Origin of the sequence: Tardiphaga alba (genome assembly GCF_018279705.1) — a bacterium.
Taxonomy (GTDB): Bacteria; Pseudomonadota; Alphaproteobacteria; order Rhizobiales; family Xanthobacteraceae; genus Tardiphaga; species Tardiphaga alba.
In genome coordinates, this window is record NZ_CP036498.1 from 4436592 (window position 1) to 4463068 (window position 26477).

The window sequence follows — 26477 nt, forward strand, 5'->3', positions numbered from 1 at the left end:
CCTCGCGCTTACGCCGCTTCCACGAACTTGTGGCGCTCGTACAGGAATTCCAGCACGCGCTTGCGGCACTTCAGGTAGACGGGATCGCTCGCCAGCTCGATGCGTTTTCGCGGACGCGCCAGCGGGACATCGAGCACTTCGCCGATGGTGGCTGATGGTCCATTGGTCATCATCACGATGCGGTCCGAGAGCAGCACGGCCTCGTCCACGTCATGGGTGATCATGACGATGGTGTTGCCGAGCTTCTGATGCAGCGCCATCACGGAGTCCTGCAGATGCGCGCGGGTCAGCGCATCGAGTGCACCGAAGGGCTCGTCGAGCAGCAGCACCTTCGGCTCCATGGCCAGCGCACGGGCAATACCGACGCGCTGCTTCATGCCGCCGGAGATTTCCGACGGGCGCTTGTCCTTGGCATGGGTCATCTGCACGAGATTGAGATTGTGCAGGGTCCATTCGTCGCGCTCGGCGCGGCTTTTGGTCTTGGCGAACACCTTGTCCACGCCGAGACGCACATTCTGATAGACCGTCAGCCACGGCAGCAGGCTGTGGTTCTGGAACACCACGGCGCGATCGGGACCGGGCGAATTGACCTCGCGGCCTTCCAGCAGCACGCCGCCAGTGGTGGCGCGCGTGAGACCGGCGATGATGTTGAGCATCGTCGACTTGCCGCAGCCGGAATGGCCGATGATCGAGACATATTCTCCCTTGCCGAGCGTCAGGTTGATGTCCTTGAGCACTTCGGACGTCACCTTGCCGCGGGAAAACACCTTGTCGATATGGTCGAGCTTTACGTAGGGCGTCATGATGCGATGTCCTTAAGCAGCCGAAGTGCCGTGGGTGACGAGCTTGCCGAGGCCGGCAATCATGCGATCGAGCACGAAGCCGACGATGCCGACATAGAACAGCGCCAGGATGATCTCGCTGATATGCGAGGAATTCCACGCGTCCCAGATGAAGAAGCCGATGCCGACACCGCCGATCAGCATTTCCGCTGCGATGATGGCGAGCCAGGACAGGCCTATGCCGATGCGCAGGCCGGTGAAAATGTAGGGCGCAGCCGAAGGCAGCATCACCTTCCAGAAGAACTCCAGCGGATTGAGCCGCACCACCGCGGCCACGTTGCGATAGTCCTGCGGAATGTTGCGAATACCGACGGCGGTGTTGATGATGATCGGCCAGATCGAGGTGATGAAGATCACGAAGATCGCCGAGGGCTGGCCATCGCGGAACGCCGCGAGCGCCAGCGGCAGCCAGGCCAGCGGCGGGATCGTGCGCAACACCTGGAAGATCGGATCGAGGCCGCGCATCGCCCAGACGGACTGGCCCACCAGCGTACCGAGACCGATGCCGACCACGGCGGCCAGCGCATAGCCATAGGCCACACGCCAGAGGCTTGCAGACAGATGCCAGAACAGGCCCTTGTCGAGGCCGCCATTGTCGAAGAACGGATCGAAGATCAGCTCCTTGGTGTCCTTGTAAACCTTCGAAGGCGGCGGAAGCGTCGAGCCGGCGCGCTGGCACAGCAATTCCCACATCAGGCCGAGCAGGATGACGACGATGAGCGGCGGGATCACCTGCGCCGCCACATCCTTGGCCATCTTGCTATATTTTTCCGACTTCGGCTGGGCTTTCGGAGCCAGTGCGACGACTGCCGCCGGCGCTTTCACCGAGGGCGTCGCGGGCTCCGTCTTGAGTGCATGCACGTTCATCGCACTGGTCTCCGTCATGTTGCGTTACGCGCGTCGATCAGACTTCGACGCGCTTGATGGCGAGGGATTTCAAATAGGCCGCCGGATCGGCTGGATCGAACACCTTACCGTCGAAGAAGGTCTCTTTTCCGCGCGAGGTCGAGGTCGGCAGCGCTGCACCGAGCTCCTTGGCGGCGTCCTTCCAGAGATCTTCACGGTTGACCTTGGCGATCAGCGCCTTGCTGTCGAAGCCGGGCTCATATTTGCCCCAGCGGATATCCTCGGTCATGAACCACAGATCGTGGCTCTGATACGGATAGGACGCGAAGTCGTCCCAGAACTTCATGATATGCGGCGAGTTCTCGACCACGCGGCCGGTGCCGTAATCGAACTTGCCCTTGACGCGATCGGTGACATCGTCGACCGGGCAGTTGATCCACTGGCGCTTGGCATTGATGGTGGCAAGCTCGTCGCGGTTCTCCGGCTTCTCGCACCACTGCTGGGCTTCCATCACCGCCATCAGCAGCGCCTTGGCCGCCTTCGGATTCTTGTCGACCCAGGCGGCGCGCATGCCGAGGGATTTCTCCGGATGCTTGTTCCAGAGCTCGCCGGTGGTGATCGCGGTGTAGCCGATGTTCTGGTGGATGAGCTGCAGATTCCACGGCTCGCACACGCAGAAGCAGTCCATGGTGCCGACCTTCATATTGGCGACCATCTGCGGCGGCGGCACGACGATGGTTTCGATGTCCTTGTCGGGATCGATGCCACCGGCGGCGAGCCAGTAGCGGATCCACAGATCATGGGTGCCGCCGGGGAAGGTCATCGCGGCCTTCACGGATTTGCCCGAGGCTTTCTTCTTCTCCATCGCCACCTTCAGCGGCGCGGTGTCGAGACCGACCTTGAGATCCTTGTATTCATTGCCAACGGAGATGCTCTGGCCGTTCAGATTGAGCCGCGCCATGATGTACATCGGCGTCGGCACATTGTTCTGCGTCACCTTGCCGGCCGAGATCAGATAGGGCATCGGCGTCAGGATATGCGCGCCATCGATGCCATTGCCCTCGGAACCAAGCACGAGATTGTCGCGCGTGGTGCCCCACGACGCCTGCTTCAGCACTTCGGTTTCGGGCAGACCGTATTTGGCGAAGATGCCCTTCTCCTTGGCGACGAACAGCGGGCCGGCATCGGTGAGCGCGATGAAGCCGAGCTTCGCGCCTTTCACCTCGGGGCCCGCGCCCTGCGCGAAAGCGCCAGCCGGGAAATTGAGCTTGGCGGCAGCCAGCAAGGCAGCGGTGCCCGCGCCGGCCTTGAGGAGCTGGCGGCGGCTGATCTTGCGGCCCGGCTTAGTCTCTGACTTCGTCATCGGATGATGTCGTCCTTTCGCGCCTTGCTACGGCCGGCACGATCATCCACGCGCGTAGCGACGCGTCTGGGGAAAGCCCCAGGGATGGCAGTGCTGGCTGGTGATGAAATGCGACGGCTACAATGGCGTCGCTAAGAACTATTCAAATCGCGTGCCAAGCCTCGGCGAGCCGAAATCATGATCAAGCACAGAGCCTTAGCGCGGCGCTCGAGGCGCGCTCATTGGCCGGTATCGCTTTGGAAACTTGCGTTGCGCTTATTTATTGTGCGATGCACATCCAATGAGCAGGCATACATGCCGCGCGGACGGAACCCATGGCCGAACTACGCATCAAACTCACCGACCTCGCCGCACCCTTGCGCAAGGCCGAAAGCACGTTGAAGGCCGCCATCGTGGTGTCCGCGGCCGCGGTGCTGTCGCAGAGCGCGGGCGACCGCGCGGCCAATGCCGCCGCAGCCCACGGACATTTCGATGATTTCGCCGCCTTGTTGCCCGCGCTCCGCGGCGGCATGGTACCCGTCGCCCTGCTCTCGCGCCCTGCCGGCACCGACGAGATCGAGATCGATGCCGCCAGGCTTGATACCAGCATGGCGACGATCAGCACCCGGCAGGGCAGTGCGGAGCAGGCCCTGCGCGATGTGATCGCGCGCCAGACACGCGACGACATCGACGTGCTCGCGCAACGCATCGGCCATCTCGGCCGCGCATTTCAGCATCTGGCATCGCTGGTCACCGGCGAGACCGACGACACGCCGTTTCGGTTCGATCAGTTCTTTCGCGAAGCGATGCAGGATCTGGCGCAGCGCGACTGGAGCGCCACCGACGGTGCGTAGTCGCATCATTCCACGACAGCACGAAATCCGCGATGGACAGCGCCGGGCTTCCGCCGCTTAATCATCATGGAAGCCTTCATGGGAGTGACGCCGACATGTCCACGGAAAGCCTGCGCCCTGCATCGATCTCGCCTGACCGCGCCGGCATGTCCGGCCAGGCTTTGCAGCGCATCGACGATCATCTGAAGACGCGCTATCTCGACAGCGGCCGTTTTCCCGGCGCGCAGCTCGTCGTCTATCGCCGTGGCGGCGTCGCGCATAGCAGCGTCCACGGCTTCGCCGATCTGGAGCGCAAGGCGCCGGTGAAGTCCGACACCATCTTCCGCATCTATTCCATGACCAAGCCGATTACCTCGGTCGCCTTCATGATGCTGGTGGAGGAAGGCAAGGTCGCGCTCGACGATCCCGTGCACAAATACATTCCGGAATGGGCCGGGCTCGGCGTCTATCAGGCCGGCCTCGCGCCGCTGTTCCTGACACGCCCAACATCGCGGCCCATGCAGGTCGTCGATCTGCTGCGCCATACATCCGGCCTCACTTACGGTTTCCAGAACCGCACCAATGTCGATGCCGCCTATCGCACCCAGAAGATTGGCGAGATCGAAAAGGCCGGCACCATGGCGACGATGATCGCCGACCTCGCAAAAATTCCGCTCGAATTCTCGCCCGGCGACGCGTGGAACTATTCGGTCGCCACCGATGTCGTCGGCTATCTCGTCGAAAAGATCAGCGGCCAGCCCTTCGCGCAATTCCTGCAGCAGCGCATCTTCGATCCGCTCGGCATGGTCGATACCGGCTTCCATGTGCCCGCCGATAAAGCGCACCGCTTCGCGGCCTGCTACGCCGCCGACGGCAAGGGCGGCATGGTGCTGCAGGACGATCCGACCACGAGCTCTTTCCTGTCGCCGCCCTCCTTCATCTCCGGCGGCGGCGGCCTGTGTTCGACGGCAGCAGACTATCTGACATTCTGTCGCACCTTGCTGAATGGCGGCGCGCTCGGCGATGTCCGGCTGCTGTCGCCGAAGACGCTCGCTTTGATGACATCCAACCATCTGCCCGGCGGGCGCGATCTCACGGAGATGTCGAAGTCGCTGTTCAGCGAAGCGACCTATGCCGGCGTCGGCTTCGGCCTCGGCTTCTCGGTGACGATGGATCCGGCAAAGACGCTCATTCCAGGCACCGCCGGTGAATATGCCTGGGGCGGTGCAGCGAGCACGGCGTTCTGGATCGATCCCCGCGAAGACCTGATCGCCATCTTCATGACGCAGCTATTGCCATCGAGCGCTTATCCGATCCGGCGCGAACTACGCACGATGATCTATTCGGCTTTGATCGACAGCAATGTTTAGTATCGAACGTTGCGATCAATTCTGATCACGTCATCTGTCCTCGGATAAAGCGACTTCCGCTCAAGATGATCGACGAATCACAATGAGTTCCCTTGGCTCCGAATAAAACCTCCGGTACACATCAACCTTAGAAGCAACTGCGCACGCAATTGTGATCTGAGATGACGCGCCAGTCACTGGGAGTGCAGATGCGATTTTCGCGGGAAAAACGATGGAATCCGAAATACCAGCGCCAAGCACGTCGAGAATGCGAATGAGTCTCAGCTATCGCGCGTGCGTGCGGCAAATGACGTGTGTATAGCTTGATTACCAACCTATACTTTCGCTTTCACAACGAGACTTAGGCCAGTAGGGATCGTCATAGGGTATTCGATCGATGTTCGTGCAAGTTGCGGAACAGCATTGGAGTACCGCAAGTCATTGCGTTGGACTGCGTACTGCTGCGATCAAGTGTCAATCATTTCGCGTATCGCGACGATTTCAACCATCCCAATCGTCATCACGATGTGTATAAAGAGATGCCTTTGATTGATAGCTTTCAAAGCTCTCTGTCCAAGAAGCCTTAATCAAGAAAATTAAAAGCAAAAACTCCCTTATCAAACCAAACTGAATGGTGACGAATGAAGCAACGTAGCGCCGGCAAATCCGACATCGAGATGGGTAAGCGAATCCGTCTTCGTCGTGTTGAGCAGAAGATCTCGCAGGCGGATTTGGGTGAGAAACTGGGCGTCAGTTTCCAGCAGGTCCAGAAGTACGAGAAGGGCGTGAACCGCGTCGGCGCAGCACGTCTGCAGCAGATCGCGACCGCGCTCGATGTGCCGGTGACGTTCTTCTATGACGGCGATGGCAAGAGCCGCGAAGTCGAAAGCCTGCTGTTCCTCGACAGCGCCTTCAGCCTGCGTTTGCTCCGCGCCTACAGCCGCATCAAGAGCCAGACCGTGCAGCGCCAGATGGTCGTCCTGATGGAAGCCATCGCGGACGAAGAAGACAAGTAAGCGTCACAGGCGCTGTCGGGAGCATCCGGCGGCAGGACGTTTGTGAAGTGGCTTGCATGCTCTGTCGTGCGCCAAAAGAAAATCTCGCCGTTTGCGGCGAGATTTTTTTTGTCCTGCGACATGGCCGATGATGTCCCTCCCCCAAGCAGCAAAGCTGCGGCGTGGGGTCTGGCGGACGAATTCGTCCGCCATAGGTGGCGCGTAGCGCCGGGTGGGGTCTCTCCCCACGGTAGGACGCAGTATGCAGAGACACCCCACCCGTCTCGAAGCTCGCTGAACGCTTGCTTCGATCCACCCTCCCCAGTCGCTTCGCTCCGGGGAGGGAGAAGAACGCCCTTTATGCCGGCGTCAGGATGGCGCGGCCAACCAGCTTGCCTTCCTTCAGCTCGTTGAGCGCGGCATTGGCCTTGGCGAAGGGCATCGGCGTGGTCGGGATCGGCGCCACCTTCTTGGTGCGCACCAGTTCGAGCAGTTCCTTGGTCTCCTTGAGATTGCCGACATAGCTGCCCTGGATGGTCAGCGCCTTCATGGCAATCAGCGGCAGTGCCCAGGTGGCGCCGCCACCGAACAGGCCGACCATGATCAGCGAGCCGCCCTTCGACAGCGCATCGAAACCGAGCTGCGTCGTCTGCGCATTGCCCACGAGATCGATCACCGAGAGGATCGGGCCGCCGGCCGCCTTCTGCAACTGCGCCAGCGCATCCTCTGCATTGCCATCGACGGCTGCAAGAGCACCGGCCTCGAGCGCGGCCTTGCGCTTGTTCGCATCGATATCGACCACGATGGCGCCCTTGCCGCCCATCGCCTTGAGCAGGCTCAGCGCCATCAGGCCAAGACCGCCGGCGCCGAAGATCACGATCGGATTGCCGAGATCCTTCTCGACCTTCTTCAGCGCGCTGTAGGTGGTGACGCCCGAACAGGCGTAAGGCGCCGCGAGCACGGGATCCATGCCCTTCAGGTCGATCAGATATTTCGGATGCGGCACCAGCATGTAGTCGGCATAGCCGCCATCGCAATGCACACCGAGGCAGCGCGGCTGCAGGCAGAGATTTTCCTCGTCGGCGAGACAGACCGCGCATTTGCCGCAGCCGATCCACGGATAGGCCAGCGCGATGTCGCCGACCTTGACGCCATCCTTCGGCGCGTCCGGACCGAACGACACCACTTCGCCGACGGTCTCATGGCCCATCGTATGCGGCAGATTGATGCCGCGCTCCTTCAGCGACAGGCGCTTGCGGCCATGACCGAGTTCATAGCCGCCTTCCCAGATGTGAAGGTCGCTGTGGCAGACGCCCGCAGCCTTGACGCGGATCAGCACCTGCGTGCCGGTCGGCTGCGGCGTATCCTGATCGACCTCGCCAAGCGGCTCGTTGAATTCGAGGACCTTGAAGCTCTTCATCTTGTTTTCTCCCGGTTGAAACTGTTGTCGTAGGATGGGTAGAGCGTAGCGAAACCCATCAATCCGTCATTGCGGCAAGCCCGGCCGATGGGTTTCGCTTCGGCGCTATCGCGCCTGCGCTCTACCCATCCTACAGTCACGCCGCTTTTGCGCTCCTGATCGCTTCCCACACCTTGATCGGCGACAGCGGCGTGTTCATCTGCGTCACGCCATAAGGCGCCAGCGCATCGAGCACGCCATTGACGACGCAAGGCGGACCGCCGATAGCACCGCTTTCACCGCAGCCCTTGGCCCCGATCGGATTGGTGACGCAGGGTGCGGATCCATCCAGCGTGACATTCATCCACGGCAGGTCGCCGGCGCGTGGAATGCAGTAGTCCTGATAGGTCGCGGTGATGAGCTGGCCATCATCGTCATAGTGAACATTCTCGAACAGCGCCTGGCCGATCCCCTGCGCCACGCCGCCATGAATCTGGCCGGCCACCAGCATCGGATTCACGGCCACGCCCACATCGTCCACCGTGGTGTAGCGGACGACGGTGGTGGTGCCGGTCTCCGGATCGATCTCGACCTCGCAGATATGCGTGCCATTCGGCCAGCTCGGCGCATCCACTTCGCCGGTGGACTCCACGCTGAGCCCGGCACCGCCTTCAGCCTTGGCGATCTCGAACAGGCTGACGCGCTTGTCGGTGCCCACGACCGTGAGAAAGCCGTCGACATATTCGATGTCCTCGACCGCGGCTTCCATCATGTTCGACGCCTTTTCGCGCGCCTTCTTGATGAGATCCTGCGTGGACACCACCGCCGCGGTGCCGCCGACGAACAGCGAGCGCGAACCGACGCTGCCGAAGCCGAGTGCGGTGTCGGTGTCGCCCTGCTTCACATCGATCTGGTTGATGTCGATGCCGAGCGATGTCGCCACCATCTGCGAATAGGCGGTCTGCAGACCCTGCCCCATCGCCATGGTGCCGGAATAGAGAATGACGCGGCCATTCGCCGTCGCGGTCAGCGTCACCTTTTCGGAGTGGTTCCGGCCGCCGGTCCATTCGATATAGCTGGTCAGACCACGGCCATAGAGCATGCCGCGCTTCTTCGCCGCTTTCTTGCGGGCAGCGAAACCATCCCAGTCGGACAGTTCGGACGCGCGCTCCAGCATGTGTGCGAAAGCACCGCTGTCATACACCTGGCCGACGGCGTTGGTGTACGGGAATTGCGTGGGCTTGATGTAGTTCACCTTGCGGATGGCGCGCGGATCCATGCCGATCTGACGTGCGGCGGCATCCATCAGACGCTCCATGATGAACACCGCTTCCGGACGCCCGGCGCCGCGATAGGCACCCACCGGCGCGGTGTTGGTCATCACCGCCTTGATCTCGTAATGCACCTGCGGCACGTCATAGACGCTGGTCTGCACGAACGGCCCGAGCACCAGCGGAATGATCACGCCGGTGCCGGAGAGATAGGCGCCGGTGCCGCCGAGCGATTTGACGCGATAGGCCTGGATGCGGCCCTTCGCGTCGAGCGCGAGTTCGGCCGTCGATGTCAGGTCACGACCATGGGTGCCGCCGACGAAATCGTCGGTACGGTCGCCGCGCCAGCGGATCTTCTTGCCGAGCTTCACCGCCGCGTAAGCGACGATGCCGTCTTCGGGATAGAGGCTGGTCTTCTGGCCGAAGCCGCCGCCGATATCGCCGACGACGAGACGGATCGAATCCTTCGGACGCTTCAGGATTGCATCGGCGATGATGTCGCGCGTTGCCATCGGCGTCTGCGACTGCACATGGACCGTGAGACGCCCGGTCTTTTTGTCGACCTCCGCAATCGTGCTGCGCGGCTCCATCGCCGAGGGCACGAGACTCTCACTGACGATATCGAGCGACACCGTATGCTTGGCGCTGGCGAAGATCGCCTCGATCTTGGCGGCATCGCCATAGCTCATGGAGGCCGCGATATTGTCGGGCGCCTCCGGCCAGACGGCAGGCGCGCCGTCGGCAATGGCCGCACTGGGATCGACCACGGCCGGCAGCACGTCGTAATCGACCTCGACAGCCTCCGCGGCGAGTTGTGCAGCCGCGCGCGACGTCGCGATGATGGCAGCCACGCCTTCGCCGGCATAGCGCACGGCTTCATGGGCGAGCAGGCGCCGCGGCGGGAATTTCATTTCCGATCCGTCAGGCCGCTTGAAGATGTTGAGCGTGGGCAACGTACCGACATCGTCGGCCACGAGATCGGCGCCGGTGATGATGGCCTGCACGCCCGGCATCGCCTTGGCAGCCTCGACATTCACACCGGTGATTTTGGCATGGGCATGCGGCGAGCGCAGCACATGCAGCCACAGCGCACCGTCTTCCGGCTTGTCGTCGATGAAGTGGCCCTGCCCGGTCAGAAGTCGCTGGTCTTCGAGGCGCTTGGGAGACAGTCCCGCGCCGAAACGCAGGTTGGCAGGCAGAATATTCATCAGACGTCCTTGGGTGGGCCGTTCGGGCGAGTTGGCCGGACCTTGCCCGAAAAAACGGTGCCAGCCAACCGCATTGCGGCAGGACAGAACGCACTGATTTGCATGCCGAATATTGTTACACTCGAATGTAGGGCGAATGACCGCAGCGTAATCCGCCGCGAAGTCACCACCATGAATTCGGCCGGCGGATGACGGCTTCGCCTCATCCGCCCTACGCCTCAATCCATCTCTGCCAGCACCCGCGCGATTACCTTGCGCTCGTCTGCAGTCAAGGCCGGCTGCGGCGGCACGGGATCGCCGACATCATAGCCCTGGATCACCAGCCCGGCCTTGATGCAGGCCGCGAGATTGTAGCGGGCGAAGGCCTCGTTGATGCCCCACAGCTTCCGCTGCAGCACCATGGCCTCGTCCCAGCGCTGCGCCTTGCACAGGTCATAAAGTCGCACGCTCTGCTTCGGTACCACGCAGGCCGGCCCGGCCATCCAGCCGACACCGCCGATCATCATCACCGCGGCCGGAATATGCGCCGATGCGGCGAATACGCTGAGCTTGTCGCCGCAGCGGTTGATGATCGACAGCAGCCGCCCGGTATTGGTCGAAGCATCCTTGATGTACTGGATCCGCGGATGCTCCGCGAGCCGCGCCACCACGTCCAGCGTCAGGTCCGAGCGCTGGAATTGCGGATTGGTGTAGATCACCACGGGAATGTCCACGGCATCGGCGATGGCGCGGAAATAGGATTCGATCTGCGCGTCCTTCAGCGGAAAATAGGCTTCGAGAATGGCCAGGATGCCGTTGGCGCCGAGCTTCTGATACGACTTCGCCTGCGCCACCGCATCCGCCGTGGAGGTCGAGGCGACACCCGCCACCACCGGCACCCGCCCGTCTGCGGCATCGATGGTGGTCTGCACCACCGCCCTGCGCTGCTCGCGGTTGAGATAGGCGAATTCGCCGGTCGAGCCGAGCGGCGTCAATCCGTGCACGCCCGATGCGATGAGATCGTCGCACAGATGCGCGAGTACATCGGTGCGGATGCGGCCTTCGCCATCGGTCGGCGACACGAGGTAAGGAAACACGCCGTAAAAATCGGCCATCGATTATGCTTTCGGTTTGAAATGCTCGATCACGCGCAGCAAAACGCGCGCGCCCGCATCGACATCGGCCGCCTCCACATGTTCTGCGGGATTATGACTGACGCCGCCGCGACATCGCACGAATAACATCGCGACATCGGTGATGTCGATCATCGCCATGCCGTCATGTCCGGCGCCGCTCGGCAATTCGAACACGCGCAAGCCTTCGGCCGCGATCGCCGCACCGATCTGCTGCTGCAGCCATGGCGCACAGGGCGCCGTGCGATTCTCATGGGTGACATTGATCTGCAAATCGAGGCTGCGCTGTTTCGCGATGGTCTCGATATCGCGCACGATATCGGTCACCGCCATCTTGCGATAGGAATCCTTGGGCGCGCGGATATCCAGCGTGAACGACACCAGTCCCGGAATCACATTGGTCGCGCCCGGCATCGCATTGATATAGCCGACGGTGCCGACCAGCCCGCCGCGATCGCTGCGGCAGAATTCCTCCACCGCCAGAATGCACTCGGCAGCCCCCGTCAGCGCATCGCGCCGCATCGCCATCGGCACGGTGCCGGCATGGCCGGCGGTGCCGTGCAGTTCGACCGCCAGTCGCGTTGCGCCGGCAATGGCGGTGACGACGCCGACTGGCAGCTTTTGCGCCTCCAGCACCGGCCCTGTTCGATATGCAATTCGAGATAGGCCAGCACCTCGGCCGGCGCGCGGGCGGCAGCGCCGATGTGATCGGGGTCGAGGCCGAAGCGCTCCATCGCCTCGCGCATGGAAACGCCGTCATGGTCGCGGCTTGCCAGCGCACTCTCGACGAAGGTGCCGGCCACCGCACGGCTGCCCAGCAGCGTCGAGGCGAAGCGCGTGCCCTCCTCATCCGCGAAAGCGACGATCTCGACCGCAAAGGGCAAGCGCAGATCGCGGCGATGGAGATCGCCGACACAGGCGATCGCGGTGATGACGCCGAGCGGTCCGTCCCATTTGCCGGCATCGCGCACGGTGTCGTAATGCGAGCCCAGCATCAGGCAGGGCGCGCCGGGCCTGGTGCCCTCATAGCGCCCGCACACATTGCCGATGGCATCGACCCGCGCGACCATGCCGGCGGCACGCATCCAGTGCAGCAGCAAATCAGCAGCCGCGCGATGCTCCTTCGACAGGAACACCCGCGTGAGATTATCCGGCGTCTCGGAGATCGCGGCGAGTTCGTCGATCCGGCCGACGATCTCGCGGCCCAGCGAGCCATCGTCGTTATGATTGTGTTCCATCACCATCCCGGTCACTCAATCTGCACTGCACCGTAGCAGATTTAGCGGCCCCACTGGCAAGAGCTGCGACTCCTAACCTCTCCCCGCTCTTTGCGGGGAGAGGTCGACCGGCCTTTCGATGCGAAGCATCGATGGGCCGGGCGGGCGAGGGGCATGGCACGCGGCCTCATCCAGACTCGGACCATCGGATCGGCATTGCCGCCGTGAAGCGCGCGTTATCGACCCGAGGGAGCTTTGATAGGGCGAGCCGCCTGCCCCGCCCCTCACCCGCCGCGAAGACGCGGCGACCTCTCCCCGTAAAAGAACGGGGAGAGGTTAAGAAACGAGCGCCTGAACTACCCCCGCCCCACCGTGCATTCGATCTGGCCGTGCGGCTCCTCGGTCGGCAGGAACACGTCGTTATTGTTGTCGAGCCCGAAGGCCGACAGGTTGAGCGGGATGAAATGCAGGTTCGGGCAGGCCATGCTGATCTCGGAAATCTCCGGCACGGCCGCGAGCGCCTTCTCGCCCATGCGATAAAGGCTGTTCTGCACGCTCGGACTATAGGTGGTCGCGAATTCGCGCAGCAGCACGTCGAGGATCTTCGCATTGGTCGCGGCATAGTCTATGGGCTTGCCCGACCATGCCCAGGACGCCACCATCGAGGTCGCGCAGATGCGGTCATTGGTCGGCTGAATGGTCGAATACTGGTCGGTGTAGTAGCCCTCCCAGCCGGACTGGGTGGACTTCATGAAGGTGAAAGTATCGAGCCCCGACCGCATGGTCACGCCGCTGCGGGTCGCGACGAGCTCGACGAACGGCTTGCCGTTGTCGTCGCGGATGAAACTGTGCGGATGCGGCACGCCGTCGATGGACAGCCGGGCCCATTTGGTCTCATGCGCCGTGATGCTCACCGACACCACCTGCGGATAGAGATCGAGAAACCGCCTGGCCAGCACCTCGCAGAACGGCTCGGTCTGTAGTCCGGTATTCTCGCGGGCCACCACATTGACGATATTCTTCATCGTGTCGGTGGAGGTCGATGTGGCGTTGTCGCCATCGGTAAAGGCGCGGCCGAAATCGCCTTCCAGCATCACTTTCAGGCTGAGCTGGCTGACCTCCTGCTTGTCGCCGTCGCGATGGACGCGCATGATACGGACCCGGCCTTTACCGTAGCGGTTCTTGATGAGCGGCACGCGCAATCTCCAAAAGCTGGTGACCGGCGAGCGGACCATCCGATCGCCGTCAGTTCCGTTGCTCCATTTCGAGCAACCTTCGTGCCACGGGTCAACAAGCAGAGGGCCGATCCGCCCTGCTCTGGCACGCCGTTTGAATCTCTCAGGGATAATGCCATCGAATTTCATCACGTGAGCAAGGGCCAGATCAATGACGACGACCGTCCATCCCGTCGACGAAGTCCTTCCCACACCGCGGCTGCTGGCGCTGGGCCTGCAGCATGTGCTGGTGATGTATGCCGGCGCCGTCGCCGTCCCGCTGATCATCGGCCGCGCGCTGAAACTACCGCCGCAGGATGTCGCCTATCTGATCTCGGCCGACCTGTTCGCCTGCGGTATCGTCACGCTGGTGCAGTGTCTCGGCTTCCCCGGTGTCGGCATCCGCCTGCCGGTGATGATGGGCGTCACCTTCGCCTCGGTCGGTCCGATGCTGTCCATGGCAGCGGCGCCGGAAATCGGCCTGCTCGGCATTTATGGCTCCGTCATTTCTGCCGGAATCTTCGGCATCATTGTCGCGCCTTTCATCAGTCGGCTGCTGCCGTTGTTCCCCCGGTGGTCACCGGCACCATCATCATGGTGATCGGCATCTCGCTGATGCGCGTCGGCATCAACTGGGCGGGTGGCGGAATACCAACATTCACCAAGATGATCGACGGCATCCCGCATAGCTATCCGAACCCCAATTACGGCCAGCTGCAGGGCCTCGGCATCGCGCTATTCGTGCTGCTGGTGATCCTGGCGCTGATCAAATGGGGCAAGGGTTTTATCGCCAATGTCTCGGTGCTGCTCGGCATCATCGCCGGCGCGGTGCTCGCCAGCGCGCTGGGCGTCATGCATTTCGACAAGGTCGCCGCCGCCCCTGGGGCGACGTCGTCATCCCGTTCCATTTCGGCATGCCGCAATTCCATCTCATCCCCATCATCACCATGTGCATCGTGATGGTGGTGGTCATGATCGAGTCGCTCGGCATGTTCCTCGCGCTCGGCGAACTCACCGGCAAGAAGGTCGATCGCGACGACCTCACCCGCGGCCTGCGCGCTGATGGCGTCGGCACGCTGGTCGGCGGCATCTTCAACACCTTCCCCTATACGTCCTTCTCGCAGAATGTCGGCCTGGTCGGCGTTACCGGCGTGCGCTCGCGCTGGGTGACGGTGGCGGGCGGCGCCATCATGCTGCTGCTCGGCCTGTTGCCGAAGATGGCGGCGCTGGTGGAAGCCGTGCCGCTGGTCGTGCTCGGCGGCGCCGGCCTCGTGATGTTCGGCATGGTGGCCGCCACCGGCGCCCGCATCCTCACGGCCGTCGATTTCAAGACCAACACCTACAATCTCTTCATCGTCGCCATCTCGGTCGGCTTCGGCATGATCCCGCTGGTGGCGCCGAACTTCTTCAAGGCCCTGCCCCACGACCTGCATCCGTTGCTGGAGTCCGGCATCCTGCTCTCGGCCCTGGTGGCCGTGGTGCTGAATGCGTTCTTCAACGGCTTGGGAAGCGCGGAGACTGCGAAGGCGGAAGCCGCAGGAGCTGCTGCCGCAGCGACGCATTGAGATTGGACGCTGCCCTTGCTGACCCTCCCCTGCATGGGGAGGGTCGACGGGCGCGCAGCGCACGGCGGGTGGGGTGAAACCACAAGCGACGGCGTTTGCGGCTTCACCCACCCCGTCTCGCATCATGCTTCGCATGCTGCTCACCGACCCTCCCCTTCAGGGGAGGGTAAGCATCTAGCTTCCCGATAGGTCCCATAGCTCCACGGCGTCACCAGCAGCGGCACGTGGAGATGGCCTTCCGGCTCAAAGACCGAGAAGCGCAGCGGGATCTCATCGAGAAATGGCGGGTCCGACATCGCCACCTTGCGTGATGCAAAGTAGCCCCCGACCTTGAAAGTGAGCTCATAGCGCCCGATCGGCACCGGCCGGCCACCGATCAGCGGCACGTCGGTGCGGCCGTCGTGATTGGTCACGGTGCGCGCAATCACCCGGCTTGCGCCCAGCGCCGACAGTTCGACCAGCTCGACCTCGACGCCCTCGGCCGGCCGACCGCCATGGGTGTCGAGCACATGGGTCGAGAGCCGGCCATGCACCTTGAGCGGATTGTCGCCTTTCACCAGCAGATCGGTGCGCAGCGCCGCGATCCGGCAGATCTCGCCGATCGAGACCGCGATCTCGGTCTTCTTGTCATTTGGCAGGCGCTTTTCGAAATCGCGCAGGATTGAATCCTTGGTGTGCCGCCGGACACAGACGATGTAGGGAAACCCAAATTTCTTTCGATAGGCGGTGTTCGCCCGGTCGAAGGCCTCATATTCGGCATCCGACAGACGATCGAGCCCGACGCTGTTCTGCTCGGCATTCGATTCCGCCGTCAGCTGATCGCCGCGCTGGGTCTTGTCCGCGAGATCGGGATGCGCCTTGATCAGCGCGAGCCGCTGGTCGGCCGACGCCACCGCCACCACCAGGCGCATCGCCTCGAACATCTCGCTGACGCCGAAGAACGGCCTGCGCTCGGCCACCTCCGCCGCAATCCACGGCGAGTATTCGAAAATATTGGCGAGAGCCGCGACGAAGTCCGCTTTGCTGCATGAATTGAGGTGCGCGAGCGTCGTCCCGGTCATGCCTGTGTCCTATCCGATAGCGCGGGCATCCGCCGCGAGATGTTTGAGATGCGCGTGCCAGTGTTCGGCAATGGCCAGCCGTGTCGGCACCCAGACTTTTTCATGGCTGGTGATGTAGTCGAGGAACCGCATCAGCGACGCCGCGCGGCCGGGCCGTCCGACCAGGCGGCAATGCAGGCCCACCGTCATCATCTTCGGCGCCAATGCTCCTTCCGCATAGAGCACATCGAACGCGTCCTTCAGATAGGAGAAGAACTGCTCGCCATTGCTGAACCCCTGCGGATTGGTGAAGCGCATGTCATTGGCATCGAGCGAATAGGGAATGATCAGCTGTGGCTCCTGCGGTCCCTTGATCCAGTAAGGCAGATCGTCGGCATAGCTGTCGCTGAGATATTTGAAGCCGCCGGCCTCCATCAGCAGGCGCAGCGTGTTGATGGAGCTGCGGCCGGTGTACCAGCCCGTCGGCCGCGATCCCACAGCCTCCGTATGCACGCGGATCGCCTCGGCGATCTCGTGGCGCTCCTCGGGCTCCGACATGTCCTTGTGTTCGATCCATTTCAGGCTGTGGCTGGCGATATCCCAACCCGCTTCCTGCATGGCGGCGACGATCTCCGGATTGCGTTGCAATGCTGTCGCCACGCCGAACACCGTGGTCGGCAGCCCGCGTTCGCCGAACATGCGAAACAGCCGCCAGAAACCGGCGCGCGAACCATATTCGAACATGCTCTCGATATTGGCATGGCGCTGGCCCGGCCATGGCTGCGCGCCCAGCACGTCGGACAGAAACGCTTCCGACGCGCGATCGCCATGCAGGATATTGTTCTCGCCGCCTTCCTCGAAATTGACGACGAATTGCACGGCCACGCGCGCGCCGCCCGGCCATTTCGGATCGGGCGGATTGCGGCCATAGCCGCGGAGATCGCGCGGATAGTCGGTCATCACACCAGCTCGATGCGGACTTTCTGCGCGCCCTTCCACAGCACCGTCTTGCCCATCTCCTTGAGCTTATCCAGGTTGGAGGTGATGGTGATGAAATGGTTGCCGGCCAGCTGGCCCATCTTGCTGGCGAAATGCACGCCGCTATAGGCCAGCAGGATCTCGGTCTCGCTGATGCCGCCGGGATACAGGATCATGTGGCCCGGTGCCGGGAACGAGGTGTGATTCTCGTAGTCGACGCCGAAGTCGAGGTCGCCGAGCGGCATCCACACGCCCTCGCCGCTCCAGCGCACATGGATCGCCTGGCTCTCGAACGGCATCGCCTTCTTGAAAGCGGCGACGGTCTTCGGCGCATCCTCCTCCTCGAACTTCGCATCGAAGGTGAAATCGCCGATATGGACTTTGAGCTGGCTCATGCGGGCATGTCTCGCGTGTCGAGAGGGAACGGATACAGCCAGTGTGCAGGTGCGCTGCGAAGAAGCAAGGGTGCAGACTGTCTCGATAACAGGCGCGCGGAGGCCGATGGCCTCCCTCCCCGGAGCGTAGCGACTGGGGAGGGTGGCGCGGCGACGAGCAGAGCGAGGAGACGTGACGGGTGGGGTCTCTCCCCACGTGACATCAGCGTTTGCGGAAACACCCCACCCGTCTTGAAGCTCGCTGGACGCTCGCTTCAAGCCACCCTCCCAGTCGCTGCGCTCCGGGGAGGGAAACCCCCGCCCGAAATTGTTCCTATTTTGTTCTTGACTAAATTCCATTTCTGACTATTCTCCCTCTCGTCCGGCCTCGGTGAGAGGGGCGAGCGCGATCGTCACGTTCGCGGGGCTGGATGCGGTGGACGCCAAGGTTGGGGCGTCGAATGGTGCTCGGAAGACGTTCGCCGGTCGGCGGGACGGATCTGCCCCGGTTTACCCCTGGGCGCAGAAACGACCTTCCTTCAGATGGGCTGAGACCTTGTGCTGCTCGGCGGACGACCCTCTCGGCGGCGTCTGGCCCAAGTGCTCTGTCCCGGCCCATCGCCTTGGGCAAAGGGGTCTGCAGGGGCCGTCGACCCCGGCGACACGAGCAAGCCGAACACCGCGTGCGGAACGTCGGGCAAGTAAGCAAGTGCCCGTGGTCCGAAAGTCCTGATGTCTTCCCTTGCGGACGACCGCATCGGCATCAGGCCCAAGGGTGCATCGGGCACCCGGCGTTCCGCGCGCCCTCTTTCGGGAGGGAGAGTGGGAATGCGCAAAGCTCGGGCGCCGCTGGCGTCGCGAGAACGAGATCGCGCGGGTTCAGGGAATGACGGGGCTGTTTGACATGTTGATCGCAACGACGCGCAACAGCGCGTGGTCTCCCTCCCCGGAGCGAAGCGAATGGGGAGGGTCGACCGAGCGAAGCGGAGGTCGGGGTGGGGTCTATCCTCACGTGACGTCAGAGCTTGTGGAAGCACCCCACCCGTCTCGAACGCTTCGCGTTCGATCCACCCTCCCCAGTCGCTGCGCTCCGGGAGGGAGAAGAAACCTCACCTCTCATCGCTCAGCGGCGGCCGGAATGTCAGCGGCTCCTCTTGCGAACGCTTCCGCGCCCGTTCGAGCGCTTCGGCGAAATCAGGCGCGTTGAACCACGGCAGATCACGCATCGGCGCATCGAGATTGTCATCCCAGATGCGCGACACCTCGATATCGAATTTCATATTGTATTTCTTGCTGACGGCCTGAACGCCATAACCGGTGACAGCCCATTGCCGACCGAGCCAGAACACATCGCGATGTAGTACCACGCCCCTTACGCTACCTTCCCCCGAAGACCGCAATGACCTCATGCACACTGCACGAGGCGTCTCCACTGATTCTTCTTCATGCACGTATGCCTGCGCGCAGACTGCGGCGGCAGTGCGATCATCGCATCGGCCTTCCGGCATCGCGATCGCGCCGCGCCTTCTCCGCTCGCCTGGCGGTGATGTTGTTTGCATCGCAGCGCACCGGACGCAACCCGCATGCGCGCGGCCGAGCCATGCCGGCGCTAACGGCAGTGGACAGTTGAGTACTTTTGCACTGCAACTCCGCAAATGCGCAGGCGAAAGCTCGTCCGCACACGCGCTGTTCCGTCTGTCGAAATGCGCACTGCACCGGGGCTTCGATTCGTGCCATAGAAGATAAAAATTGAAGGGATGACACCACTAATGCCAGCACCCAAGCCGCCCGCCTTTGAAACGCTGAGCCTGCACGCGGGACAGCACCCGGACCCGGTCACCGGATCGCGCGCGGTGCCGATCTATCAAACCACGTCCTATGTGTTCCAGGACACCGATCATGCCGCCGCTTTGTTCAATCTCGAACGCGCCGGGCACATCTATACCCGCATCTCCAATCCCACCATCGCCGTGCTGGAAGAGCGCCTCGCAGCACTCGAGAATGGCGTCGGCGCCGTCTGCACCGCATCGGGCATGGCCGCGCTGCATCTCGCCATCGCGACCATCCTCAATGCCGGCGATCACATCGTGGCTTCGTCGTCGCTCTATGGCGGCACCATCAATCTGCTCGCCCACACGCTGCCGCGCTTCGGCATCACCACGACATTCGTGAAGCCGCGCGACCTCGACGCCTTCAAGGCCGCGATCAAGCCGAACACCAAACTCGTGATCGGCGAGACCATCGGCAATCCCGGCCTCGAAGTGCTCGACATTCCCGCGGTCGCCGACATCGCGCATGCCGCGAAAATTCCGCTGCTCATCGACAACACCTTTGCCACGCCATACCTGTCGCGCCCGATCGATCTCGGAGCCGACCTCGTCATGAATTCCACGACGAAGTGGATCGGCGGCCATGGCATCGCCATCGGCGGCGTGCTCGTCGATGGCGGCCGCTTCGACTGGCGCGCCTCCGGCAAGTTCCCGCAACTCACCGAGCCCTATGCCGGCTATCACGGCATCGTCTTCGACGAGCAGTTCGGCACTGCCGCCTTCATCATGCGCGCCCGCACCGAAGGGCTGCGCGATTTCGGCGCGTGTCTCTCGCCGACCAATGCATTCCAGCTGCTGCAAGGCGTCGAGACGCTCGGCATCCGCATGGAGCGCCATGTCGCCAATACCAGCGACGTGCTGGCGGCGCTGACCGCGAACAAGGCCGTCGACTGGGTGCTGCATCCCTCGCTGGAAAACCATCCCGATCATGCGCTGGCCAAGACGCTGCTGCCGCGTGGCGCCGGCTCCATCATCTCCTTCGGCATCAAGGGCGGTCGTCCCGCCGGCCGCAAATTCATCGAGGCGCTGAAGCTGACCAGCCATCTCGCCAATGTCGGCGATGCCAAGACGCTGGTAATCCATCCGGCGTCGACCACGCATCAGCAGATGGATGCCGAACAACTCAAGGCCGCCGGCATCGGCGAGGAACTGATCCGCCTTTCGGTCGGTATCGAGGCCGCGCAGGATATCATCGACGATCTCGCGCAGGCGCTGCGCTTCTCGCAGAAGGGCTGAGCCGATGCAGATCACAGTCAACGGTCACGACACCTTTGTCGCCAATGGCGGCCGTGTTTTCGATCCGTCGCTGCCCGTCGTGGTGCTGCTGCACGGCGCCGGCTTCGACAGTTCCACCTGGGCGCTGCATACGCGCTGGTTCGCCCATCACGGCTATGCCGTGCTGGCGCCGGATCTTCCCGGCCACGGCCGCAGCGGCGGCGACGCGCTGACCACGATCGGCGACCTCGCCGACTGGACCGCGGCACTGATCACGGCCGCCGGCGCGAAGAATGCGCGGCTGATCGGCCACTCCATGGGCTCGTTGATCGCCGTCGAAACCGCGGCGCGCCACCCCGACAAGGTCACGCGCCTCGACCTGCTCGGCACGGCGGCGACGATGACGGTCGGACCGGATCTCCTGAAGGACGCCGAAGCCAATGCCCAGTCGGCCATCGACATGGTGTCGATCTGGGGCCTCGGCATGCGCGCCGAGCTCGGCGGCAGTCTGGCGCCCGGCCTATGGATGCATACCGGCGCGCAGCGGGTGCTGGAGGCGACGAAGCCCGGCGTCCTTTATGCCGATCTCAATGCCTGCAATGCCTACCAGAATGCCCTCGCTGCCGCCGCTGAGATCAAGGTCCCCGTCACTTTGATCTTGGGCGAACGGGACATGATGACCCCCGCCAAGGCCGGCAAGGCGCTCGCCGCAGCGCTCGGCGATGCGCGTACGGTGATTCTCCCCGCCACCGGCCACATGATGATGATCGAGCGCCCCGACGAGGTGCTGGCCGCCTTGCGCGGCTAGATCGACGGAAGCCAGTTGCGCAGCGCTGCGCACTGTGCTTCCTGTCATCCGTTATCGGTGCCTCCGTCAGGAGGTGAAACGGGAATGCGGTGAGGGGAGATATCCTCCAATGCCGCGGCTGCCCCCGCAACTGTCAGCAGTTCGTCCGAAGCCACACAGCCACTGAGCATCGCTCGGGAAGGCGGCCCCGGAGATCACTGCGAGCCAGGAGACCGGCCGATAATCTGTCTATATCGCGTTCGACGGTGGGTCGACGGAAGGTTTTCTATGTCTATCCGAACAATCGCTGCAGGCACTGCGGCGATTCTTGCTATGTCTGCGCATGCCGCGCAGGCGCAATCCAATTCTGAACAATTGTCTGAAGTCGTCGTCACTGCAAACCGCACGGCGGAACCGCTGAGTGCCACCGGCAGCGCCATCAGCGTGGTGTCGGGCGAGACGATCGCCACGTCCAATCCAGGCTCGCTGGTCGATGCGCTGCGCAGCGTCCCCGGCATCGACATCTCCGAAAACGGCGGCCCCGGCGGCACCGCCAATGTGCGCATGCGCGGCGCCAATACCGGCCAGACACTGGTGATGATCGACGGCATCCGCGTCAACGATCCCACCGCCGCTTCCGGCGATTTCGAATTCGCCATGTTCGCGCCGTCGGCCATCGATCGCATCGAAGTGCTGCGCGGCCCGCAAAGCGCGCTGTACGGCTCCGACGCCATGGGTGGCGTGGTCAATATCATCACCAAGAAGGGCACCGGCCCCGCGCAATTCAACGTCCGCACCGAAGCCGGCAGCTACGGCACCGTGGTCACGCAAGGCTCCATGGTCGGCTCGCAGGGTCCGTGGTCCTACGCCTTCACCGCCGGCGGCCAGCATTCGAACGGCTTCTCGCGCTACGGCTACCGCATCCCCGCCATCGAGGCGAAGTATCCGAATCTCGAACGCGACGGTTTCGATCGCGTCGGCGGTTCAGGCCGCATCGGTTATGATGCCGGCGAAGGCATCCGCCTGGAGGCCGGCACCGTGCAGTCGTTCACCCGCGCCGCCTATGATCCCGGCAGCGGCACCTATCCGGACACGGGATCGTCCACCGACCGCCTGCTGCAGACCATCTATGGTCGCGTCGGCATCGACTCCTTCGGCGGCGTACTGACGCACAATATCACGGTGTCGAACACCCATACCGAGCGTTCGTTCAGCGAAGTCAGCTACCCCTTCTATATCCCCCGCCCTCCCGGGGCCACCGCACGCGTCCTCGACTACTGGGGCGACAGCCTCGGCGCCGAATATCAGGCAACGCTGAAGCTCGGCGCCTTCGGCTCGCTGATCTATGGCGCCAAAACCCAGAGCGAAACGGCGCAGACATTCACCACGAGCATTTTGCCGACGTTGGGCCAGATGACGCCGACGCTGTCGAAGCAACAGGATACGAACTCCATCTTCGCGCTATGGTCGGTGCCGATCGGCGAGCGGCTCAGCGTGACGCTGGGCGGCCGCGTCGATGATGTCGTCAATGTCGCGCGCTTCGAAACCTGGCGCGCAACGGCTGCGTACAACATCTTCGAGACCGGCACGAAACTGCGCGCCAGCGCTGGCACCGGCGCCAAGGCGCCGACACTGTTTCAGCTGTATTCGCAGGCCAACGGCACACCCACGCTGTCACCCGAAACGAGTTTCGGCTACGACGCCGGCATCGATCAGAGCTTGTTCAACGGTCGCGTGCTCCTGTCGGTCACAGGCTTCGCAAACGACTTCAGCAACCTGATCAACTTCGTGTCCTATACACCGACCGCATGCGCCCTGGGCCAGACCGGGGGATGCTACAACAACGTTGCCCGCGCCGAGACCAGCGGCCTCGAAGTCAGCGCCAATATCGACGTGCTGCCCGGCCTGGTGAAGTTCAATGCGGCTTACACCTATCTGCACGCCGTCGATATGACGACCGGCTTGATCCTGGCGCGTCGCCCGCAAAATCTCGCACGCTTCGCGCTCACCATCACGCCGAACGACCGCTGGCTGATCGAGCCACGAATTACCACGGTGTCGAAGCGCTATAACAATGCCAACGAAATCGGCGTGATCGATGCCTATACGCGCGTCGATATCTATAGCGAGTACAAGCTGGATTCGAACTGGAAGGTGTTTGCGCGCGGTGAGAACATTCTCAATGAGCGTTATCAGGAAGTGCTGAATTTCGGCACAACGGGTCCCGCGCTTTATGCAGGATTCAACGCCACATGGTGACCGGACGACCAGCAACGCGGCGCTACACGCTCGCCATCTCGGCACTTGTCGGGCTGGTGGTGCTTTTGCTGCTGGCGTCGCTCGGCACCGGCCCTGTTCGCCTGCCGCCGCTGACGGTGCTCGATGCATTGATCGGCGGCGGCAGCGACGTGCACCAGATCATTGTCCGCGAGATCCGCCTGCCGCGCGCGATCCTGGCACTCGCCATCGGCGGCATTCTCGGTCTCTCCGGTGCGGCGCTGCAGGGCCTGCTGCGCAATCCCCTCGCCTCGCCTTCGCTGTTCGGCGCGCCGCAATCGGCCGCCTTCGGTGCGGTGCTGATGATTTCGCTCGGCCTTGCCGATGTGCGCTCTTGGGCCTTGCCGGTCGCCGGCATCAGCATGGCATTCGCATCTGTCTTCGTGCTGCTCGCCATCGCCGGCCGCAATGCCGGACTGCTGTTGCTGATCCTCGCCGGCCTCGCAATCTCGAGCCTCGCTGGTGCTGCGACGGCGCTGGTGATGAACCTGTCGCCCAATCCCTTCGCCGCACTCGAAATCGCATTCTGGCTGCTCGGTTCGCTGGAGGATCGCAGCTTCCGCCATGTCGAGCTGGCAATGCCGTTCATTCTTGCCGGTGCCGCCATCCTGATGAGCCAGCGCTCGGCGTTTCGCGCGCTCAGCCTCGGCGAGGAAACCGCGCAGAGCCTCGGCGTGCATGTCTCGCGCCTGCGGCTGCTGGTCATCCTCGGTGTGGCGCTTGGCGTCGGCGGCGCCGTTGCCGTCGCCGGCTCCATCGGCTTCATCGGCCTCGTCGCGCCACACCTGATGCGACCGATCGTCGGCCATGATCCGGCCCGGCTCCTGGTACCGAGCGCGCTGACCGGGGCAGCACTGCTGCTTGCCGCCGATATCGCCGTCCGCATTATTCCGTCCACCACCGACATCAAGGTCGGCGTGTTGACCTCGATCATCGGCGTTCCATTCTTCCTGTACCTGATCATGCGCGAACGCCGCACACTCGGCGGAGGCATCGCATGAGTGAAGCACCATTGCTGGTCGCAACCGATCTGAACGTTGCCCTGTCTGGCCGTAACGTGCTGCAGGACGTTTCGCTGTCCTTGTCGAAAGCCCATCTCGTTGCGCTGGTGGGACCGAACGGCGCCGGCAAGACCACACTCCTACGCGCCCTCGCCGGCCTGCAGACTGCCACCGGCACGATCACGGTTGCCGGCACAGCACTCGCTGACCTATCGCTGCGCGAGCGAGCCAAGCGCTTCGGCTACCTGCCGCAGGGACATCTGGTGCATTGGCCATTGCTGGCGAAAGACGTCGTCGCGCTCGGCCGCTATCCTCACGGCGCAACCGATCCGGCGCGCCTAACCGCTGAGGACGAAGCCGCTGTACAACGCGCAATGGAAGCCACCGACACGGTTGGATTCGCCGCCCGCCGGGTGACCGAACTTTCCGGCGGTGAACGCAGCCGGGTGGCATTGGCGCGGGTGTTTGCCGTTGAAGCGCCGATCGTGCTTGCGGATGAACCAACGGCATCGCTCGATCCGCGCTACCAGCTCGACGTGATGAGCAATCTGCGCCGCACCGCCGACAGCGGCGTATTGGTGATCGTCGTCACCCATGACCTCGGCCTTGCCGCGCGGTTCGCCGACACGGTGCTTGTGATGTCGCGCGGCAGACTTGTGGCACAAGGCGCTCCGGCGGCTGCCCTGTCCGACGAGATCCTTGCCGACGTCTTCCGTGTTGACGCCTATCGCGCCACGCATGCCGAACAGGCCGTGGTGCTGCCCTGGACGGGAGTCTGAGCGATGCCGCGGCTATTTCGCCAGCGCCTGCGCCAGACGTTCGAGCGCCTCTGCGTCGGGCGGCAAGCCGCAGCGCAGGAGGTCCCCGGCCCAGTCGAAGCTGCGACACCAGATGTGCTGTTGCGCGAGTTTGCGATGCAAAGCAGATGCGTCGCGATGTCGGGCCAGCCGATAGAGCGTGGTGCCTCCGACAATCTCGAAACCGGCATCCATCAGCACGCCGTCGAGCTTGATCGCCTGGGCAGCGAGCCGCACGCGCGTGGGCAGCACCCAATGTACGTCACCGAGCGCGCGTGTCCCGACATGCAATGCGGGCCCGGAAACGCTCCACGGTCCGAGCACGGTGCGGATGCGGTTGGCGAGATCAGGTGTCGTGATCGCAAAGCCGAGTCGGATGCCGGCGAGACCGTAAAACTTGCCGAACGAACGCAGGATCACGACCGGCAGTTTGCCGCAGGATGCGACGGCGCTAATACCGGCTTCCACATCGGCGAAGGCTTCGTCAATGACAAGCCAGCCGCCGCGCCGCTGCAACACGGTCGCAACTTCCGCCAGCCGATCGGGATTGACCACACGGCCGTCGGGATTGTTCGGATTGACGATCACCGCGTGGGTGACATGCGCCGGCAGCTCGGCGAGATCGCCGATCGCGGCGATGGAATGCCCGGCACCGCTCCAGGCGGCAGAATGCTCGTTATAGGTCGGGCCGACAATGGCAACGGCGCCATCCGCCGCGAGGCGCGGCAGCAACTGGATCAGCGCCTGCGTGCCATTGGCGGCGACGATGCCGGCATTGTCGGGAACGCGATAGGCACCGCGCGCGGCAGCCAGCAGCGCCTGCTCGTCGGCGCGCGACGGCAGCCGCTGCCAGGCGCTATCCGGCAACTTGCGGATCGGCCACGGCCACGGATTGATGCCGGTCGAAAGGTCCAGCCAATCGTCCGCCGCGCCGCCAAATTCGGCCATCGCCTGAGTGAGGTCGCCACCATGTTTCATGCGTCTCT

20 protein-coding genes, 2 pseudogenes and 1 riboswitch are annotated in these 26477 nt (G+C 63.3%); of the genes and pseudogenes, 9 read left to right on the forward strand and 13 right to left on the reverse strand.

Annotation, left to right across the window (positions count from 1 at the left end):
• Window positions 1-8: 8 nt before the first annotated feature.
• Genes RPMA_RS21205 through RPMA_RS21215 form a run of 3 tightly spaced genes read right to left on the reverse strand, consistent with a single transcriptional unit; the run spans window position 9 to window position 3051 of the window.
• Window positions 9-803, reverse strand: coding sequence for an ABC transporter ATP-binding protein (locus RPMA_RS21205; protein ID WP_211909635.1), 795 nt, complete (start codon window positions 801-803; stop codon window positions 9-11).
• Between the two features lie 12 nt (window positions 804-815).
• On the reverse strand, window positions 816-1709 hold the full coding sequence (ntrB, locus tag RPMA_RS21210; protein WP_211909636.1) for a nitrate ABC transporter permease: 894 nt from the start codon (window positions 1707-1709) through the stop codon (window positions 816-818).
• Window positions 1710-1746: 37 nt separating this feature from the next.
• Complete coding sequence (locus RPMA_RS21215) at window positions 1747-3051, reverse strand: CmpA/NrtA family ABC transporter substrate-binding protein (protein WP_211909637.1); 1305 nt, start codon at window positions 3049-3051, stop codon at window positions 1747-1749.
• 314 nt (window positions 3052-3365) lie between these two features.
• Between RPMA_RS21215 and RPMA_RS21220 the strand changes: the two genes are divergently transcribed.
• The 3 genes from RPMA_RS21220 to RPMA_RS21230 all read left to right on the forward strand — a co-directional run bounded on the left by RPMA_RS21220 (window position 3366) and on the right by RPMA_RS21230 (window position 6228).
• Window positions 3366-3884, forward strand: a complete 519-nt coding sequence (locus RPMA_RS21220) for a hypothetical protein (RefSeq protein WP_211909638.1) — start codon at window positions 3366-3368, stop codon at window positions 3882-3884.
• A gap of 95 nt (window positions 3885-3979) precedes the next feature.
• On the forward strand, window positions 3980-5233 hold the full coding sequence (locus RPMA_RS21225) for a serine hydrolase domain-containing protein (protein ID WP_211909639.1): 1254 nt from the start codon (window positions 3980-3982) through the stop codon (window positions 5231-5233).
• A 620-nt stretch (window positions 5234-5853) separates the two neighbouring features.
• Window positions 5854-6228 carry a helix-turn-helix domain-containing protein gene (locus RPMA_RS21230; protein ID WP_211909640.1) on the forward strand — a complete coding sequence of 125 codons (375 nt, stop codon included), beginning with the start codon at window positions 5854-5856 and terminating at the stop codon, window positions 6226-6228.
• Window positions 6229-6565: 337 nt separating this feature from the next.
• Here the strand turns inward: RPMA_RS21230 and RPMA_RS21235 are convergent, their stop codons facing one another.
• From RPMA_RS21235 to pucL, 5 genes and pseudogenes are all read right to left on the reverse strand, one after another.
• On the reverse strand, window positions 6566-7627 hold the full coding sequence (locus RPMA_RS21235; RefSeq protein WP_211909641.1) for an alcohol dehydrogenase: 1062 nt from the start codon (window positions 7625-7627) through the stop codon (window positions 6566-6568).
• Window positions 7628-7763: 136 nt separating this feature from the next.
• Complete coding sequence (locus tag RPMA_RS21240; protein WP_211909642.1) at window positions 7764-10085, reverse strand: xanthine dehydrogenase family protein molybdopterin-binding subunit; 2322 nt, start codon at window positions 10083-10085, stop codon at window positions 7764-7766.
• Window positions 10086-10303: 218 nt separating this feature from the next.
• Window positions 10304-11179: a dihydrodipicolinate synthase family protein gene (locus tag RPMA_RS21245; protein ID WP_211909643.1), complete on the reverse strand. Its 876-nt coding sequence runs from the start codon at window positions 11177-11179 to the stop codon at window positions 10304-10306.
• A 3-nt stretch (window positions 11180-11182) separates the two neighbouring features.
• Window positions 11183-12435 (reverse strand): annotated as a pseudogene (locus tag RPMA_RS21250) (allantoate amidohydrolase).
• Between the two features lie 335 nt (window positions 12436-12770).
• Entirely contained in the window at window positions 12771-13610 is an 840-nt protein-coding gene (gene pucL / locus RPMA_RS21255; protein ID WP_211909644.1) for a factor-independent urate hydroxylase, read from the reverse strand.
• A 190-nt stretch (window positions 13611-13800) separates the two neighbouring features.
• Between pucL and RPMA_RS21260 the strand changes: the two are divergent.
• Window positions 13801-15193: pseudogene (locus RPMA_RS21260) on the forward strand (nucleobase:cation symporter-2 family protein).
• Between the two features lie 140 nt (window positions 15194-15333).
• Here RPMA_RS21260 and uraD read toward each other — a convergent pair.
• The 4 genes from uraD to RPMA_RS21280 form a co-directional block, all read right to left on the reverse strand.
• The gene (uraD, locus tag RPMA_RS21265; protein WP_211909645.1) at window positions 15334-16254 is read right to left on the reverse strand and encodes a 2-oxo-4-hydroxy-4-carboxy-5-ureidoimidazoline decarboxylase; all 921 of its coding nucleotides are present in this window, start codon (window positions 16252-16254) and stop codon (window positions 15334-15336) included.
• Window positions 16255-16263: 9 nt separating this feature from the next.
• Window positions 16264-17193, reverse strand: a complete 930-nt coding sequence (gene puuE / locus RPMA_RS21270) for an allantoinase PuuE (RefSeq protein WP_211909646.1) — start codon at window positions 17191-17193, stop codon at window positions 16264-16266.
• Window positions 17193-17606: a DUF3830 family protein gene (locus RPMA_RS21275; RefSeq protein WP_211909647.1), complete on the reverse strand. Its 414-nt coding sequence runs from the start codon at window positions 17604-17606 to the stop codon at window positions 17193-17195. Before RPMA_RS21275 ends, puuE begins: the two co-directional genes overlap by 1 nt.
• Window positions 17607-18694: 1088 nt before the next feature.
• Window positions 18695-18952 carry a hypothetical protein gene (locus RPMA_RS21280; protein WP_211909648.1) on the reverse strand — a complete coding sequence of 86 codons (258 nt, stop codon included), beginning with the start codon at window positions 18950-18952 and terminating at the stop codon, window positions 18695-18697.
• Window positions 18953-19354: 402 nt separating this feature from the next.
• Between RPMA_RS21280 and RPMA_RS21285 the strand changes: the two genes are divergently transcribed.
• The 5 genes from RPMA_RS21285 (at window position 19355) to RPMA_RS21305 (ending at window position 25473) form a co-directional block, all read left to right on the forward strand.
• A complete protein-coding gene (locus RPMA_RS21285) occupies window positions 19355-20650 on the forward strand; it encodes an O-acetylhomoserine aminocarboxypropyltransferase (protein ID WP_211909649.1) in 1296 nt (431 codons plus the stop codon).
• Between the two features lie 4 nt (window positions 20651-20654).
• Window positions 20655-21437: an alpha/beta fold hydrolase gene (locus tag RPMA_RS21290; protein ID WP_211909650.1), complete on the forward strand. Its 783-nt coding sequence runs from the start codon at window positions 20655-20657 to the stop codon at window positions 21435-21437.
• 38 nt (window positions 21438-21475) lie between these two features.
• Window positions 21476-21672, forward strand: a riboswitch (cobalamin riboswitch).
• A 77-nt stretch (window positions 21673-21749) separates the two neighbouring features.
• Window positions 21750-23675, forward strand: coding sequence for a TonB-dependent receptor plug domain-containing protein (locus RPMA_RS21295; RefSeq protein ID WP_211909651.1), 1926 nt, complete (start codon window positions 21750-21752; stop codon window positions 23673-23675).
• Window positions 23669-24694 carry a FecCD family ABC transporter permease gene (locus RPMA_RS21300; protein WP_211909652.1) on the forward strand — a complete coding sequence of 342 codons (1026 nt, stop codon included), beginning with the start codon at window positions 23669-23671 and terminating at the stop codon, window positions 24692-24694. The genes RPMA_RS21295 and RPMA_RS21300 overlap by 7 nt, the downstream gene beginning before the upstream one ends.
• Window positions 24691-25473, forward strand: a complete 783-nt coding sequence (locus RPMA_RS21305) for an ABC transporter ATP-binding protein (protein WP_211909653.1) — start codon at window positions 24691-24693, stop codon at window positions 25471-25473. The genes RPMA_RS21300 and RPMA_RS21305 overlap by 4 nt, the downstream gene beginning before the upstream one ends.
• Before the next feature lie 12 nt (window positions 25474-25485).
• Here RPMA_RS21305 and cobD read toward each other — a convergent pair whose 3' ends face one another.
• Complete coding sequence (gene cobD, locus RPMA_RS21310; protein WP_211909654.1) at window positions 25486-26469, reverse strand: threonine-phosphate decarboxylase CobD; 984 nt, start codon at window positions 26467-26469, stop codon at window positions 25486-25488.
• Between the last annotated feature and the right edge of the window lie 8 nt (window positions 26470-26477).

Excerpts from the sequence above, each read along its gene's own strand:
- RPMA_RS21290 (WP_211909650.1), top strand. The coding sequence starts at position 20,655 with ATGCAGATCACAGTCAACGGTCACGACACCTTTGTCGCCAATGGCGGC.
- RPMA_RS21220 (WP_211909638.1), top strand. The coding sequence starts at position 3,366 with ATGGCCGAACTACGCATCAAACTCACCGACCTCGCCGCACCCTTGCGC.
- RPMA_RS21245 (WP_211909643.1), bottom strand. The coding sequence starts at position 11,179 with ATGGCCGATTTTTACGGCGTGTTTCCTTACCTCGTGTCGCCGACCGAT.
- cobD (WP_211909654.1), bottom strand. The coding sequence starts at position 26,469 with ATGAAACATGGTGGCGACCTCACTCAGGCGATGGCCGAATTTGGCGGC.
- RPMA_RS21300 (WP_211909652.1), top strand. The coding sequence starts at position 23,669 with ATGGTGACCGGACGACCAGCAACGCGGCGCTACACGCTCGCCATCTCG.
- puuE (WP_211909646.1), bottom strand. The coding sequence starts at position 17,193 with ATGACCGACTATCCGCGCGATCTCCGCGGCTATGGCCGCAATCCGCCC.
- RPMA_RS21225 (WP_211909639.1), top strand. The coding sequence starts at position 3,980 with ATGTCCACGGAAAGCCTGCGCCCTGCATCGATCTCGCCTGACCGCGCC.
- RPMA_RS21285 (WP_211909649.1), top strand. The coding sequence starts at position 19,355 with ATGCCAGCACCCAAGCCGCCCGCCTTTGAAACGCTGAGCCTGCACGCG.
- RPMA_RS21235 (WP_211909641.1), bottom strand. The coding sequence starts at position 7,627 with ATGAAGAGCTTCAAGGTCCTCGAATTCAACGAGCCGCTTGGCGAGGTC.
- uraD (WP_211909645.1), bottom strand. The coding sequence starts at position 16,254 with ATGACCGGGACGACGCTCGCGCACCTCAATTCATGCAGCAAAGCGGAC.
- RPMA_RS21305 (WP_211909653.1), top strand. The coding sequence starts at position 24,691 with ATGAGTGAAGCACCATTGCTGGTCGCAACCGATCTGAACGTTGCCCTG.
- RPMA_RS21215 (WP_211909637.1), bottom strand. The coding sequence starts at position 3,051 with ATGACGAAGTCAGAGACTAAGCCGGGCCGCAAGATCAGCCGCCGCCAG.
- RPMA_RS21230 (WP_211909640.1), top strand. The coding sequence starts at position 5,854 with ATGAAGCAACGTAGCGCCGGCAAATCCGACATCGAGATGGGTAAGCGA.
- RPMA_RS21295 (WP_211909651.1), top strand. The coding sequence starts at position 21,750 with ATGTCTGCGCATGCCGCGCAGGCGCAATCCAATTCTGAACAATTGTCT.
- RPMA_RS21205 (WP_211909635.1), bottom strand. The coding sequence starts at position 803 with ATGACGCCCTACGTAAAGCTCGACCATATCGACAAGGTGTTTTCCCGC.
- ntrB (WP_211909636.1), bottom strand. The coding sequence starts at position 1,709 with ATGAACGTGCATGCACTCAAGACGGAGCCCGCGACGCCCTCGGTGAAA.
- RPMA_RS21240 (WP_211909642.1), bottom strand. The coding sequence starts at position 10,085 with ATGAATATTCTGCCTGCCAACCTGCGTTTCGGCGCGGGACTGTCTCCC.
- RPMA_RS21275 (WP_211909647.1), bottom strand. The coding sequence starts at position 17,606 with ATGAGCCAGCTCAAAGTCCATATCGGCGATTTCACCTTCGATGCGAAG.